We start from the raw sequence: 14,137 nt of genomic DNA, 5'->3' as shown, positions 1-14,137 counted from the left end.
TTCCTTTTACCTTGTAAATAGGGATAATTGACGATGTGCGGAGGTGAAAGCAGTGGCAGATAAACGTGATTATTATGAGATTCTGGGCCTCGGCAGAGATGCTTCAGAGGATGAAGTGAAGAAGGCGTACCGCAAGCTGGCGCGCCAGTATCACCCGGATGTGAATAAGGCCAGCGATGCTGAGGCTAAGTTCAAAGAAGTGAAGGAAGCTTATGACGTCCTCAGCGATGGACAGCAGCGGGCAAGTTATGACCAATATGGACATATTGACCCTAATCAGGGGATGGGCGGCGGCTTTGGCGGCGGTGGCGGAGATTTCGGCGGTCTTGGCGATATCTTCGATATGTTCTTCGGCGGCGGCGGACGGCGTGATCCGAATGCACCGCAGCGCGGCGGCGATTTGCAGTATACGATGACCATTGAGTTCAAGGAAGCGGTGTTCGGCAAAGAGACCGATATTACCATTCCGCGCACGGAGACCTGCGATACCTGCTTCGGCTCCGGTGCCAAGCCGGGCACGAAGCCGGAGACCTGTTCGGTATGCCACGGCAGCGGACAACAGGAATTCGTGCAGAATACACCGCTTGGACAGATGCGTAACCGCCGTCCCTGCTCACACTGCAGCGGCACAGGCAAGATCATCAAAGAGAAATGCACCACCTGCGCAGGTCAGGGTAAGGTTAAGAAGCAACGCAAGATTCATGTGCGTATCCCTGCCGGTGTCGATGACGGCGCACAGCTGCGCATGACCGGTGAAGGTGAAGGCGGCACACGCGGCGGCCCGGCCGGAGATCTGTACATTGTGATCCGCGTGAAGAATCATGACTTCTTCGAACGCGAGAACGATGATATTATGTGCGAGGTTCCCTTAACGTTCGCTCAGGCGGCGCTCGGTGACGAGATTGAAATCCCTACTCTGACGGAAAAAGTGAAGCTCAAGATTCCGGCGGGCACCCAGACCGGAACCTTCTTCCGCCTCAAAGGTAAGGGCGTTCCTCATCTTCGCGGCAATGGCGTCGGCGATCAGCATGTCCGCGTCATTGTGGTCACGCCAAGCAAGCTCAGCGATGAGCAGAAGGACCTGCTCCGCCAGTTCGCCTCCTACAATGGAGAGAACACGCATGAACAGGAGCAGTCGTTCTTCGACCGCGTGAAGCGGGCGTTCCGCGGGGACTGATCTTTTCATAGCATTGAATAATGGTTACACCAAGGATACAGCCGCGCCCCGCCTCCAGTGATGGAGGCGGGGCGCTTCTTGTAGATGTGGCGGAGATATAGGGAATCGAATAGGAAAGGAGGGGAGTCCCAGCCTGTTGATTGTACTTTGTACAGTAGATGACTTGAAAATCGGCCGAAAAATACAATCTATGGTACTTTGTACAATTGAATTTTGTGAAAAAGGTGTTTTGGAGCATCTATCCGGAATTCAAATGTATGAAATACATTAGATAAAGTTTTAGGACGAATAAAAGCAAAATCTATTGTATGAAATGCAATCTGCGCCTAATGGTGAACAGAATGGGGGCACAGGACCCTCCAGTGTTAAGATTAATCTTGTATGAACAAACAAAAGGCTGTCCCAAGTAGTCATATCCATGACTATGGGACAGCCTTTTATGTTTCTTCTACTACTCGATCAATCCGCTCTTGCTCAGCAATGCGTAGAGTGCAGCGGCTGCTGTCTCACGGGTTGCCGGAGCTTTGGGATTGAATGCAATGCCTGATTCGCTGGCGAAGATGCCGGCTTTGCTTAGGGATTGCAGACTGTCCTTGGCATAAGGTGCTACGTTGGCACTGTCAGTGTACGTAGTGAACGAAGGATTAGCGACAGCCTTCAGTTCAGTTCCTGTCAGTTTCAGCGCTCTGTCCAGAATGACAGCGAGCTCCTGACGGGTTACTTTTTGCGTTGGAGCAAACTTGCCGTTGCCAATGCCCAGGATCAGACCTGCTTTGGAAGCGGCCGCAACATCCTTGGCATACCAGTCCGATGATTTCACATCAGAGAAGGTTACGCTGGCATCGGTACGCAGACCCAGTGCACGGGTTAACAGTGCTGTGAACTCGGCACGGGTCAGATTGCTCAGCGGCGAGAAGGTCGTTGCCGAGGTGCCTTGGATAATCAGCTTGTCGGCCAGAGTCTGAATAGCGTCAGACGCTTTAGAAGAAGCGATATCCGTGAAAGCTGCTGCCGGTTTGCTGACTGCTCCATACACGGAGAAGCCCGGACGGCTTACCGTAACAATCGTTGTTCCATCTGCCTGAGGTGAGAAGACAGAAGCAACCGGGGTTACCAGTCCGTCTTTTTCAAAGAGTACGCCTGCGGTCTTCGGTTCGATCTTACCAGGTACAGTGAAGGAGCGCTTAATGAATACGTTGGTTGGAACGTTCAAGTAAGTGCTGCCTGTCGCTGTAGTCCATGAAGCTTCAAAGGATACCGGGGTTCCGATGACCTTGGCACCCGGAGTAGCTGCAATCAGCTTGCCTGCTGCATCAGGCTCTTGCTTGATTACAAGCTTCAAGCTCTGGCCTGCAGGAGAAGCTGCCAGCAGGGATACCGGCAAGGATACAGCAGATCCGCCAATATTTACAATGATCGAGCTGCCAGCTTGAAGGCCGGCCAGCAATTTCAACTGATCTGCCGTCAAGCTCAATTCAGCAGCTTTGTCAGTAAGAGTGCTTACTGATATCACAACGGCTGTCTTGGTGGCAGTGGCTTTGGCCAGAGCAGCCTTCAGATCGCTGTCACTTACCGTTACTGTTGTCACGCCATCCTTCGAGGAAGTTATAGGCGTTACCGTTACTTGCTGGACCCCTTCTTCAACTAGGGACTTAACCGTGCCTGGAACCACAACAGGAGTCGGCGTTACCACTGTACCGCCACCTCCACCACCGCCGCCACCGCTGCCACTGTCGGAGACTGTTACAAAGCGGAATGAAGTGTAAGTGCTGTAGTATTCATCATTATTCAAGTCAATCTTAATTGGAGTCTTTGTGTTGTCTTCAGCAGTAATTCCAAGAATCTCAAGCTTGTAAGTCCCGTCTGTAATACTTGCTACTGCGGGGTTACCGTTGGTGTCCAGAATAGGGTCACCATTGTGATCATACGGATGATAAGTGGCACCTATAACTGTGGTGTAGCTGCCCGGCTCAAAGAATTTATCCGGTGAACCGGTAGTGGATACCTGGAAGGAGCCTTTCTTGATATCATCAAGGCCAACCAGATTCACTTCATAGTAGTTAATATTCTTAGCTTTCAGTTTGTAGTTCAGAACCGCACCTGAATTAGTGTAGACGATTGGTTGGCTCAGTGTAGCTTCTTGAATGCCAGTACCCCAACTTGGCTGTTCTGTTGTCTTATCTACACTGATAGCAAACGGCAAGTGCAGAGTAGGAAGATTTGGTTGACCATCTGCCTTCAGTACGATATTGCCTTGCAGCGATTGTGGCACAGTATCCGCAGCGACGTTAACCTTCAGGTTGAAGGTGGAGGCACTCTTACCGGAGGCTGTTACCGATGATTGATCCAGGGTTGCAGAGACATGCTCTGGATCACCATAGTTCCATTCCACGGAAGCAGAATAGGTGAGGGCAGTGTCGCTCATATTTTTCAATTGCAGCACTTGGCTAGCTTCAGAACCAGGCAGCAGTGTGCCAAAGCTTGTAGAAGGGTTGTAGTTAATCACATTCTGCGGGACAAAGTTCTTGTCCAGAATGGAGATTGGCTCAATCGATTGCAGCAGTGCCGGAGTAATGATAGCATTCTCTACATTGGCGCGCCCAGGACCTTGAAGATAAAGGTCTTCCGGACTGTCTTGATACATTAACCGTTCTGCTGTATTGGCAAGCGCGGCGCGAATATCAAGTGGAGTGTATTCCGGGTGTGCCTGCTTGATCAGCAAGGACAAACCTGCCACATGAGGTGTAGCCATGCTGGTGCCGCTAATGCGATTGTATGCTTTGGAATAATCTGTTTCTGGATGACCTTTGCCATAAGCCGGCCATGTAGACAATACTCCATCACCAGGAGCAACGATGTCCGGTTTGATGCTCAGATTGCCGTCAAAGTTCGGTCCTAATGAAGAGAAATTACTCATTGTATCACCAGTTGTCATTTCATGGTTATATTCTGAACCAAAGGTGAAATATGTTGGATTATCACCATTTGCCAGAATTGCTCTGGCTAACTTGCGTCCTTTGGAGCCTTCGATGTCAAACGTAGGAATGTTCTGATATCCATTGCCTAAATTCACACCGATGAAGTCACTACGGTCTTTGTAGTCTTCGTCTAGAATAGCTTCACTCTTACCGTCTACCTTCTGGGCGTTGCCGTTGAAAATTACGATAGCGTTAGCATTATGGGCTTTTGCAATCGCAATTTTGTCTGCAAAACCCAGTTCACCACGTGATACCAAAACGATGGAACCGCTAATGTCTTCTGCAGGGTAATCTTCTTCTGCCCCAAGGTCAGCATATACAACTCGGACAGGCTTTGTGCCAATGAGAGTTGCGAAATCATCGTTTGCTAGCTCATACGCCATCATATGGAATGGGAAATAGGTATCGTAAGTAACAGAAGTTACCGAGTTTGCAATTTCTGCCTTGAATTCGCCGGAGTAAGCGTCAATAGGGCTGGTCACTGAACCTACTGAAATGCCCAATTGGGAGGCCGCCGGGGAGCCCATGGAGAAATAACCCGCTTCCCCGTTGTTCCCATTAGCAATTACAGCAGTCACTCCAGAGAGTACCGCATTATTAATCGCAATGGAGTCCGGGGAATTCACGTCCTTCTCGGAATCGGAGCCGAGCGACAAGTTGATGACATCCATGCCATCCTTCACCGCACGTTCGATTCCGTCAATGACTTGAGCGGAAGATCCGGAGGAAGTATTCGGCTTCTCAAGATTGCGGCCCAATACTTTATAGACGTACAGTTCCGCTCCCGGAGCTACGCCCTTTTGCGCAACATCCCCTGTGGCTGCATACTGACCGATGATAGTGCCGGCTACATGCGTACCGTGGTAAGTTCCCGCATAGCCTACACCATATTCGATATCTTCTTCCGGAGTCAACGGAACTTCTTCATAAGGATCATTGTCCTGATAGAAGGAGTCATAACCGCCCTTATAAGCCGGGGCAATATCCGGGTGCGTATAGTCAACACCGGTGTCGATCACACCGACTTTCAGTCCTTCACCGTCGAGACCTTGGTCTGCTGCCCAATCAGCATGAATCTGCTTCAGGGGGGCATTGTCGTTTCTGTACGTTACTTCGCTAACCGTCTGATCAGGGAGAGCGTACCAGGTGCTGTTCGGATAGATGGAGGTAACACCTGAGAGCTTGGCCAGCTCCGGGATCTTGTCCGCCGGAACAGTGACTTCAAAGCCGTTCAGGATGGTGTCATACTTGTAATTGACGGTCAGGTCAATGCCTTTGGCTTCGGCCTGGTCAAGCACCTTCTCCTGTTGACTCTTCGCCGCAGCTTCAGTGGCCGTGTTGGCGAGAGAAGTGATTCCTTGCTTGGCGGCATATTTGCCGACTGCGGCAGGCTGACCGCTGAGTTGAACGATAACCCGGACCTGATTAGAGGATTTGGTGTTAATCTGTGGAGAAATGAAAGGCTGATTCTTCTGAATCAAGGCTGGAAGATGAGTGCTGGATACCGGCGTCTGCAGGCTGCTGGCGGCGAATGCCGCGCCCGGAACTAGACTTGCAGTTACGCCTAATGATAATGTTAGTAATGATAGCTTACGAGGTAGTTTTGTCCACTCCAAATGTAATCCCCTCCACAATATGATGTTGGTTCTGGCTCACATCTCTCCTGCTTCAGACAGTAGGCGGATTCTCCTTTTCTATTAATCCGGTTTTATTCCGTCAAGATTACTAGGAAAAATATTAAGAAGATTTTACCACTGGTTATTTGTAAAATCCACACTAAATTTATAAAGTTTTGAAAACGAATTCTTTTCAATGAAATGTAATGTGACATATTTCGGCTATTAAATATAAAAAAGGACTATAAAAGACAGGAATATACAAAATAAAAAAATATAAAAATCGTATTTTGTCATAAATACTCACATGATTGGTATATGAGAACTAGGACCTGATTTGCAGGTCCCGGTCGTATCTGTCTCCAATTGAAGGAGCCGCTTCTTGAACAAACGTATAAATTCCTGTCCTGAAATCCAAAATAGACTGTAACCTTTGGTGAATGTATTCCATTGTAGAAGGCGGGGAATTCCCATGTCTGAAAAAAGTATACTGGCGTACTTCAAAACCCCGGAAGAAGCGGAAGGCGTCTCCCGCAAACTGCAGGCATTGCGTGCTGAGGAGATCTCCATTGACCGGTTCAGCAGATTCGGTGGAGCCGGGGAGCAGTCGGGAGTGAATCCGGTTACCGGCAATTTGGCGAGCATGGATTCCATGACCGCGGTCAGTGACCATGCGGGCATCTTAGCGGCGGCACATACGAGCGGCAGCGGGATGAGCCACGGCGGGGACGGCGGGCCGACTGGCAGAGATATCCTGCTGACGGTCATTGTGGATCCAGCCATCCACGATCAGGCTTTGTCGCTTATTGAGGAAGCCGGCGGAATGATTTGAAGGTCTGACTACTTACGAGGGAGCTGATGGCAGGAATGGATAGAGAAAACTCGAAAATATTCTCCAAAACGGAAAAAATGAAAATGCTCTATGAGGCAAAGGCGGAGGATGTTGAATTCTCGGCGGCCGAAGCGGATCACGATGATATAGAGGCGATGGATCGCTCACGGGAGGCCGATAAACGGCAGCTGGAAGAGATTATAAAGAAGGACTGAGATTACAGGCTAAGTCAAGAAGAAATGAGCAAACGAATTGTGCAACGGATACCCCGCGCGAGTGGGGTATTTTTGTGCGTGGCGGTGTATAATGGAACGATATGTTGAACCGGGAGGTTGCTTAAGTGAGTACTGTTATAATGTGGGTTGGACTGGCGCTGCTTGTGGCGCTGTTAACCTTCCTGAACCAGAAGCAAGTCTATTCTTCCAGAGTCAAAAAAGCCTACCGCGAGCTTCGGGAGCTTACGGTGAAAGTCCGTGCCGAACAGTCGGAGGCGGCTGATCTGGAACGCTGGGAACCCTCGCTTGCCGAGATGGAGAAGCATCCCAATGAGTTCAACAAGCTGGAGCAGGAGATCGGTCTGCGCCGGGCCTTCGTCCAGTATCTGGAGCGGCATCATCCGCAGGATTCCAGGCTCCCGGGCCTTCAGGAAGCAGCCGCTTATCAGAAGGATAGTGTGTGGGGAATTAAAATGGGGGATTACGGCCCCAGGAAGTAGTTCGGCACACTTTTTTGTGAGATTAATATCATCCAAATGCTTCGGGCATCCGTTAATATGAATATAGGAATCATGAGGGTACCCGTCCGGAATCTTGATAAAAATTGAGTTATATAGGGAGTAGTCAACATGGAAAATCCAGCAGACCCGGTAGTTACAGACGAATTGGTTGTCAAAGCCTTGGAAAAGAATCTCGCCATGATCCGGTTCGATCTTGACCGCCGTGTCGCCTATGTGAATGAGATCTTTGCCCAATCGGTAAAATACAAGGTAGAGGATATGTACGGTATGCAGCACAAGCAGCTCTGCTTCCCTTCGTTCGTAAACAGCCCTGAATATGAGTTGTTCTGGCAGAATCTGTTTGCGGGCCGGAGCTTTCAGGACAAGATTGAACGGATGGACGCAGAGGGGAATTCGGTCTGGCTGGAGGCCACCTATATGCCGGTGTTCGATGAGACGGGTACCCATGTCATTGGCGTATCGAAGGTAGCCACCAACATTACGGACAGACAGAATAACATGAGCCATGTAGTGGAGCTGATGCAGGGAATGGCGGACAGTCTGAATCAGCGTGCCGACAAAGGGATTGAGCGGAGTCAGGAGCTGCTGCTGAGCATTGATAAGATTGCAGAGGTGTCGAGCGAGAATACCGAAACGCTGCTGAGTCTCCAGAAGCAGGCGGCTGCGATCCGCGGTGTGGTGCAGACGATCCGTGATATTGCCTCCCAGACTCATCTGCTTGCGCTGAACGCGGCCATTGAGGCAGCCCATGCCGGAGAGTTCGGCCGGGGATTCGATGTGGTAGCCAAGGAAGTAAGGAAGCTCTCCGCCATGGTTCAGGATCAGATCACCGAGGTACGGGACAGTGTTCAGGCCATTACCGAAGAGGTAGGCAGAATATCGACCGGATTAAATCTGGTGCAGGATAATGTGGAGCTAAGCCAGCAGCAGATTCAAGTGGCGCTGAATGAATTCACGTTGATTGCCACCTCTGCCCAGGAGCTGGATAATCAGGCGCGCGAGGTCATGAACATTATCTGAGACTTATATTTCCTTATACAGCATGTATCCCGTTCATTGCGGGAGGACATGCTTTTTTTAATTTCAAGGGTGAGTAGAGAAAATGAACCTTTTGCAGCCGGGGATTGTTATAAGAGGTAGTTCAAACAAGAAAGGAGGACATACTCAAGTGGGCAACAAGGAATTGTTCCAGACCTACAGCAAGGAGGTATACCGGACCTGCTACTATATGGTGCACGATGCTGTCGATGCCGAGGATCTGTGCCAGGAGGTGTTCATCACCCTCTTCCGCAGCGAATGGCAGAGCATTGAATATTTGAAGGCCTGGATTATGAAGGTTACCGTCAACACCTGCCTGAATCATTTGAAACGCAGAAGCAGTCTGCAGCAGAAGCTGACGGCAAGCCTCCATATATTGAGAGAGAATGCGGAACCTCCGGTGGACAGGCTGGTTGAGCAAAAGGAAACGAAGCTGGAGTGGGCAACCTATATGTCCCGTCTCCCGGCGAAGTTCAGGGCGGTGCTGACCCTGCGTTATATGCATGATTTCAGCCTGGAAGAAATCCGCAATATGCTGGATATTCCGCTGGGGACGGTTAAGTCCAGGCAGCACAAAGGGCTGCGCTTGATGAAGAAGATTCTTGAAGATGCAGGAGTACAGACCTTATCTAAGGAGGAAGAACCCTATGGACAGAACAGAAACACAGCTAAAGCGTCGACTAAATGAGGAGGAGGTAACTTATCCTGACTTTGATCAGATGTGGGAACGGATGGATCAGGCCGGATATACTTCCTCTCAAGGCAGAAGCCGTGCAGAAGCTGCGGCTCCAAGCCGCCACCGCAACTGGCGCAAGATCACCGTCGCTGCTTCTCTCAGTGCACTTTTGATGGCAGTCCCTGTATATGCCGCTGTCCAATATGACTGGGGCAGCCTGCTTAAGGATAAGGGGGGTGTACAGACCGCATTGGCGCAAAATATGGGCCAGCCGCTTGGACAGACGATTACCAGGGATGGAATAACCCTGACGCTACATACAGCGCTCACCGACGAGAACCGGACGGTGATTCTGTACAGCCTGGATGTGGGTCCGGACGGGGGCGACGGCAAGTTGTGGAGCATCAATGGAATGGCCCTCAAGGATGGCTCGGGACGCAGAAACCAGGAATTCAACAATCAGCAGTGGGACGAGAAGAACAAGCGGTACAACGGTTATTTCGAGACGGACTGGACGCCGGATCAAGAGACAGCCAAGGTAAGTCTGACGGCTGAGCGGATTCAATTGTACTCGCAGCAGGAGGTAGACTTGAAGCTGGATACGGACTCGCCGGAGCGGCAGAGCTTTCCTGTGAACCGGGATGGACTGGAATCCTTCAGCGTTCAGCCCTTTAAGGAAGGTACTGACCATCTGATGCTCTCCACTGCCGCCATCTTCGATGATCCGGAAGCCAAGAACTGGGCCTTTCCGCAAATCACTGCTTACCGGGGAGGGCAGCTTGTAAAGAACTCGCGGGCAGGAGCAATGGGCAAGCCGGGAGATAACGGAGAATACACCTCGGTTCAGTATTACAAACCTGCCGATGTGCCGAAGGATCAAACCGTCTATAAGCTGGATTACACGAAGCTTGAACGGAACATCGACGGTCCTTGGGCGTTTGATTTTGAACTGAGCAAGAAGAAGATGGCGGGCGCGACAATCAAAACTGCGCTGGATCTGCCCCTGGAAGCAGGAAATACAGATAATCGTATTGAGCAGATGGTTGTGACACCTACGCAGGTCCGTGTGTCGGTTCGCAGCACAGCTAAGCCGTTCTCTGAATTGCCGTATGTCAATTATTCTCTCGAGGTGGGCGGTCGGACGCTGGAAGGCGGATTATGGTATTCCATGTCTGAGGACAAAGAGCTGATTGCAGTGCGCTTCGAGCGGCCGTCGGACCTGGAGATTACCAACGACACGCCAATGACGCTTGTAGGTAATTATAAGGTTACCCGGCATAGGGGTGACAAGAAGCCGCTTCAATTAACTAACATCTCCAGCGAGAAGCAGACGGTGATCCGGGAGACCGGCGGTTATCCGGTACAGTGGACCTACTATATGCAGGGTGCGGATCTCTATGTGGAGACGAGGAGCGATGATCCGAAGTTTGGCGGCGTGAACCAGACTCATATCGGTACCGGTAAGGACCGGATCGTAAGTAAGATCGTTTCAACGAAATTCCGCGGAGACGGAAATAACCGGAGCATTGATGTATATGAGAACTTCAAGGGAACAGAAGCTTCTATATACATGTTCTTCTACACCACCAACGAGCCTGACCAGGAGACGCGGGTGCAGCTGCAGGGACAATAGTGACATTATTTTAACGGGAAGAACCTTGTGTTCTTCTCTTTTTTTCGTATACAGTTAGAAGATACGGCTATGAAAAGCTGTAGGAACACAGGGAAAAGGGAGAGGACGTATGGAACTGACGCGCTGTGACTGGGTGAATGCGGACCCGGTATATATAGCTTATCATGATGAGGAATGGGGCAAGCCGCTGGTTGACGACCTGAAGCTGTTCGAGCTGCTGATGCTGGAGGGCATGCAGGCCGGACTGAGCTGGTATACCGTACTGAAGAAGCGGGAGAGCTTCCGGGAAGCCTTTGACGGATTTGATCCGCAGAAAATTGTACTGTACGGGGAGGACAAAATTGCTGAGCTGATGAACAATGAGGGGATTATCCGCAACCGCCTGAAGATTAAGTCTATAATCACCAATGCGGAGATATATTTGCAGATCTGCCGGGAGGAGGGCAGCTTTGCCGGATATCTGTGGAGCTTCGTCGGCGGGGCGCAGGTGGTGAATCACTGGAATACTAGAGCCGAGGTCCCCGCGACCACTCCCCAGTCCGATCAGATGAGTAAGGCGCTGAAGCGCAAAGGGATGAAATTTGTCGGGTCAACGATTTGTTATGCCTTTATGCAAGCTTCGGGTATGGTGGATGACCACATGATGGATTGTTTTTGCCGCAGCAACAAGGCTCAAGCCGAGGGCTAACCCGCAGTTTGGCACTGCACGGGTAAGAAATGCTATACTATCGTAGATAAGCAGTAATGCTCGCAAAACTTTTAGGAGGATTTATTAACATGCTATGGCACGAACTGACGGTACATACCACGGAGGAAGCCCAGGAGATGATATCCAATCTGCTGGTCGAGGCCGGAGCGGGCGGAGTTTCCATTGAAGAATCCGGGACACTGAATAAAATACGGGATACACGTTATGGTGAATTATACGATGAACCGCTAAATGATATCCCTGAAGGGGAGGCGGTCATTAAAGGCTATTATGCTGAATCCGAAGCTATGGATGAGATTGTGGCTGAGCTGACTCCAAGGGTGGAGGAGCTTAGAACGTTCGGCATTGATCCGGGCCTGGCGCAGATCTCCTGGAAGACGGTGGATGAAGAGGAATGGGCCCATGCCTGGAAGCAGTACTTCAAGCCGCTGCGCGTCTCGGAACGGCTGACTATTAAGCCAACATGGGAAGAGTACACCCCGGCCTCTGCGGCTGAGAAAATTATTGAAATTGATCCCGGCATGGCCTTCGGAACCGGGACTCATCCGACGACGGCACTCTGCCTCCGCGCTCTGGAGAAGCACATTGTCAGCGGTGATGAAGTGATTGATGTCGGCACAGGCTCCGGTATTCTGGCCGTGGGGGCAGTGCTGCTGGGGGCTTCATCGGTACTGGCGCTGGATCTGGACCCGGTGGCGGTGGTCAGCGCCCGCGAGAACGTGGAGCTGAACCGGCTGGAGGCGGCTGTCACAGTGAAGGAGAGCGACCTGCTCTCGCTGCTTGGCGGTGAGGGAGCGTCGGATACCGCAGCGGGCGGCATGTGGCCGTCAGCCAGACCCGGCCATTCCATTGAGCCGGACGCCATGCCTGCTGCTCCGGCTGAAGGCGGACTGGGCGTTACCCTGCCGGTACGGGTCGTAGTGGCCAATATTCTGGCCGAGATTATTGTATTGTTCACGGATGATGTGTACCGTGCGCTCCAGCCGGATGGCATCTATATCACCTCCGGTATTTATAAGGATAAGGAAGAGCTTGTGGCGCAGGCGCTGAAGTCTTCCGGTTTCGAGATTATAGAAGTAACCCGCGAAGAAGACTGGGTGGCGTTTACAGCCGGAAAGAGGTAGAGATGGGTTCCCTGGATCAATTTTTAGTATATCCCTTGCAGCAGCTTCCGTTTTTTCTGATTACGATTGTGATTGCTTTTACGGTACATGAATTCGCACACGCCTATTTTGCCAATAAATTCGGCGACCCGACAGCTCGCCTGCTGGGCCGTATGACCCTGAACCCGGCGGTGCATTTTGATCTCTTCGGAATTATTCTGCTGCTGATTGCCGGCTTCGGCTGGGCGCGTCCGGTTCCGGTGAACCGGGATAATTTCCGCCGTCCCCGTCTGATGGGCGTGATTGTATCTGCTGCCGGACCCATCAGCAATTTGCTGCTCGGTATTCTGGGGGCGCTGATCTATGCGATCCTGCTGGGAACCGGCACGATGGATTCGATCAAGAACGAGCAGGTGCTCCGCGCGCTGATCTGGTTCTTCGGGATGTTCATCCACTTCAACTTCTTCCTCTTCGTGTTCAACCTGATTCCGCTGCCGCCGCTGGACGGTTACCGGATCGTGGAGGATATCGCACCGCGTCCGATCCGGGGAAGACTGCAGCAGTATGAGCAGTGGACGGTCTTTATTTTCCTGCTGATTATCTTCATTCCGGGTCTGCGTGCGTACACGATAGAACCGCTTAGTTATTGGGCGACCCAGACCGGCAATGATTTCCTCCGGCTGTTCCTAAAGATGTTCGGGGTCTGAGTACAGCAGTACGGACAGGGGCTGTTCAGTCCAGGACAAACGTTGTAGAATATAATGTGATTATTTTACGAGCATGAATGATGTGTGTGAAGCGGCGGCCGGAACCTGTGATGACGGGGACTACGCCGCTTTTACGCTGAATAACGGACAGGATGAGGATGAGAGATGCAGCGTTATTTCGTAACTCCGGCACAGTTCGGACAAGACAGGGTTAGCATTGACGGCGAAGACGCCCGTCATATTGCCAAGGTGATGCGCGGCAAGGCCGGGGACAAGCTGATCGTCAGCGACGGTGTGTCCCGCGAGGCGCTGGCCGAGATCGCTGAAATAGAGATTGGCCTGGTTACCGTGAGTATACTGGAGCCCTTGGCCATGACGCATGAGGCGCGTATCCAGATTACCGTTGCCCAGAGCCTGCCCAAAGGGGACAAGCTGGAGACGGTTATCCAGAAATGCACCGAGATTGGTGCGGTGGCCTTCACGCCTTTTCTCTCGGAGCGGACCATTGTGCAATACGATGAGCGCAAGGAGAGCAAGCGGGTAGAACGCTGGCGCAAAATCTGCAAGGAGGCCGCTGAGCAGGCCCACCGGAACATCGTTCCGGAAGTGCGTTCGCCGCTCAACTGGAGGCTGCTGCTGAGCAGCTTCAGCGGGTATGATGCCGTGTACTTCTGTTATGAGAAGGAAGAGGGGCTGCAGCTCCGCAGCGCAGCCGCGCCGTGGCTGGCATCGCTTCCGCAGGATGCTGCCGCCAAGGTGATGATTGTGGTTGGGCCGGAGGGCGGCTTCAGCCTGGAGGAGTGCCGCCAGGCTGAAGAAGCCGGAGCCGTCTCTGTCGGCCTGGGTCCGCGTATTCTGCGCTGTGAAACCGCAGGTATGGTTGCCGCCGCCTGCATTTTATATGAATCCGGAGAAATGGGGGGAGCTTAAAC

Annotated in this window: 12 protein-coding genes; 11 read left to right on the top strand and 1 reads right to left on the bottom strand. The window is 51.6% G+C overall.

What is annotated here, in order from left to right:
- The first annotated feature begins 52 nt into the window (after positions 1-52).
- Complete coding sequence (gene dnaJ, locus HQN87_RS04545) at positions 53-1,177, top strand: molecular chaperone DnaJ (protein ID WP_173128433.1); 1,125 nt, start codon at positions 53-55, stop codon at positions 1,175-1,177.
- A 451-nt stretch (positions 1,178-1,628) separates the two neighbouring features.
- On the opposite strand, the gene HQN87_RS32650 is transcribed toward dnaJ, so the two are convergent.
- Complete coding sequence (locus tag HQN87_RS32650; RefSeq protein ID WP_301953152.1) at positions 1,629-5,771, bottom strand: S8 family serine peptidase; 4,143 nt, start codon at positions 5,769-5,771, stop codon at positions 1,629-1,631.
- 472 nt (positions 5,772-6,243) lie between these two features.
- Here HQN87_RS32650 and HQN87_RS04535 point away from each other — a divergent pair, with 472 nt between their 5' ends.
- The 10 genes from HQN87_RS04535 (at position 6,244) to HQN87_RS04490 (ending at position 14,135) form a co-directional block, all read left to right on the top strand.
- A complete protein-coding gene (locus HQN87_RS04535; RefSeq protein ID WP_173128427.1) occupies positions 6,244-6,603 on the top strand; it encodes a hypothetical protein in 360 nt (119 codons plus the stop codon).
- Positions 6,604-6,629: 26 nt separating this feature from the next.
- On the top strand, positions 6,630-6,818 hold the full coding sequence (locus HQN87_RS04530) for a YfhD family protein (RefSeq protein WP_425516969.1): 189 nt from the start codon (positions 6,630-6,632) through the stop codon (positions 6,816-6,818).
- Positions 6,819-6,943: 125 nt separating this feature from the next.
- The gene (locus tag HQN87_RS04525; RefSeq protein ID WP_173128424.1) at positions 6,944-7,318 is read left to right on the top strand and encodes a hypothetical protein; all 375 of its coding nucleotides are present in this window, start codon (positions 6,944-6,946) and stop codon (positions 7,316-7,318) included.
- Between the two features lie 129 nt (positions 7,319-7,447).
- Complete coding sequence (locus HQN87_RS04520) at positions 7,448-8,359, top strand: methyl-accepting chemotaxis protein (protein ID WP_173128420.1); 912 nt, start codon at positions 7,448-7,450, stop codon at positions 8,357-8,359.
- Positions 8,360-8,567: 208 nt separating this feature from the next.
- Positions 8,568-9,065, top strand: a complete 498-nt coding sequence (locus HQN87_RS04515) for an RNA polymerase sigma factor (protein ID WP_254075369.1) — start codon at positions 8,568-8,570, stop codon at positions 9,063-9,065.
- The gene (locus HQN87_RS04510; RefSeq protein WP_173128414.1) at positions 9,025-10,686 is read left to right on the top strand and encodes a DUF4179 domain-containing protein; all 1,662 of its coding nucleotides are present in this window, start codon (positions 9,025-9,027) and stop codon (positions 10,684-10,686) included. Before HQN87_RS04515 ends, HQN87_RS04510 begins: the two co-directional genes overlap by 41 nt.
- A gap of 109 nt (positions 10,687-10,795) precedes the next feature.
- The gene (locus HQN87_RS04505; protein WP_173128410.1) at positions 10,796-11,374 is read left to right on the top strand and encodes a DNA-3-methyladenine glycosylase I; all 579 of its coding nucleotides are present in this window, start codon (positions 10,796-10,798) and stop codon (positions 11,372-11,374) included.
- An 89-nt stretch (positions 11,375-11,463) separates the two neighbouring features.
- Positions 11,464-12,519 (top strand): 50S ribosomal protein L11 methyltransferase, encoded by a 1,056-nt coding sequence (gene prmA / locus HQN87_RS04500; RefSeq protein WP_173128407.1) that lies wholly within the window; start codon positions 11,464-11,466, stop codon positions 12,517-12,519.
- Positions 12,520-12,521: 2 nt separating this feature from the next.
- A complete protein-coding gene (locus HQN87_RS04495) occupies positions 12,522-13,205 on the top strand; it encodes a site-2 protease family protein (protein WP_173128403.1) in 684 nt (227 codons plus the stop codon).
- A 165-nt stretch (positions 13,206-13,370) separates the two neighbouring features.
- On the top strand, positions 13,371-14,135 hold the full coding sequence (locus tag HQN87_RS04490) for an RsmE family RNA methyltransferase (protein ID WP_173128399.1): 765 nt from the start codon (positions 13,371-13,373) through the stop codon (positions 14,133-14,135).
- Positions 14,136-14,137 lie beyond the last annotated feature (2 nt).

This window comes from Paenibacillus tritici (assembly GCF_013204885.1).
GTDB lineage: Bacteria > Bacillota > Bacilli > Paenibacillales > Paenibacillaceae > Paenibacillus_AQ > Paenibacillus_AQ tritici.
Note: the sequence above shows the minus strand (reverse complement) of the source record. Positions and strands in the feature narration are given on the sequence as shown.

What these genes read in the sequence shown, in the direction of transcription:
- HQN87_RS04505 (WP_173128410.1), top strand. Translation starts at nt 10,796, where the DNA reads ATGGAACTGACGCGCTGTGACTGGGTGAATGCGGACCCGGTATATATA.
- HQN87_RS04515 (WP_254075369.1), top strand. Translation starts at nt 8,568, where the DNA reads ATGGTGCACGATGCTGTCGATGCCGAGGATCTGTGCCAGGAGGTGTTC.
- HQN87_RS04520 (WP_173128420.1), top strand. Translation starts at nt 7,448, where the DNA reads ATGGAAAATCCAGCAGACCCGGTAGTTACAGACGAATTGGTTGTCAAA.
- HQN87_RS04490 (WP_173128399.1), top strand. Translation starts at nt 13,371, where the DNA reads ATGCAGCGTTATTTCGTAACTCCGGCACAGTTCGGACAAGACAGGGTT.
- HQN87_RS04495 (WP_173128403.1), top strand. Translation starts at nt 12,522, where the DNA reads ATGGGTTCCCTGGATCAATTTTTAGTATATCCCTTGCAGCAGCTTCCG.
- HQN87_RS04535 (WP_173128427.1), top strand. Translation starts at nt 6,244, where the DNA reads ATGTCTGAAAAAAGTATACTGGCGTACTTCAAAACCCCGGAAGAAGCG.
- HQN87_RS04510 (WP_173128414.1), top strand. Translation starts at nt 9,025, where the DNA reads ATGGACAGAACAGAAACACAGCTAAAGCGTCGACTAAATGAGGAGGAG.
- HQN87_RS04530 (WP_425516969.1), top strand. Translation starts at nt 6,630, where the DNA reads ATGGCAGGAATGGATAGAGAAAACTCGAAAATATTCTCCAAAACGGAA.
- prmA (WP_173128407.1), top strand. Translation starts at nt 11,464, where the DNA reads ATGCTATGGCACGAACTGACGGTACATACCACGGAGGAAGCCCAGGAG.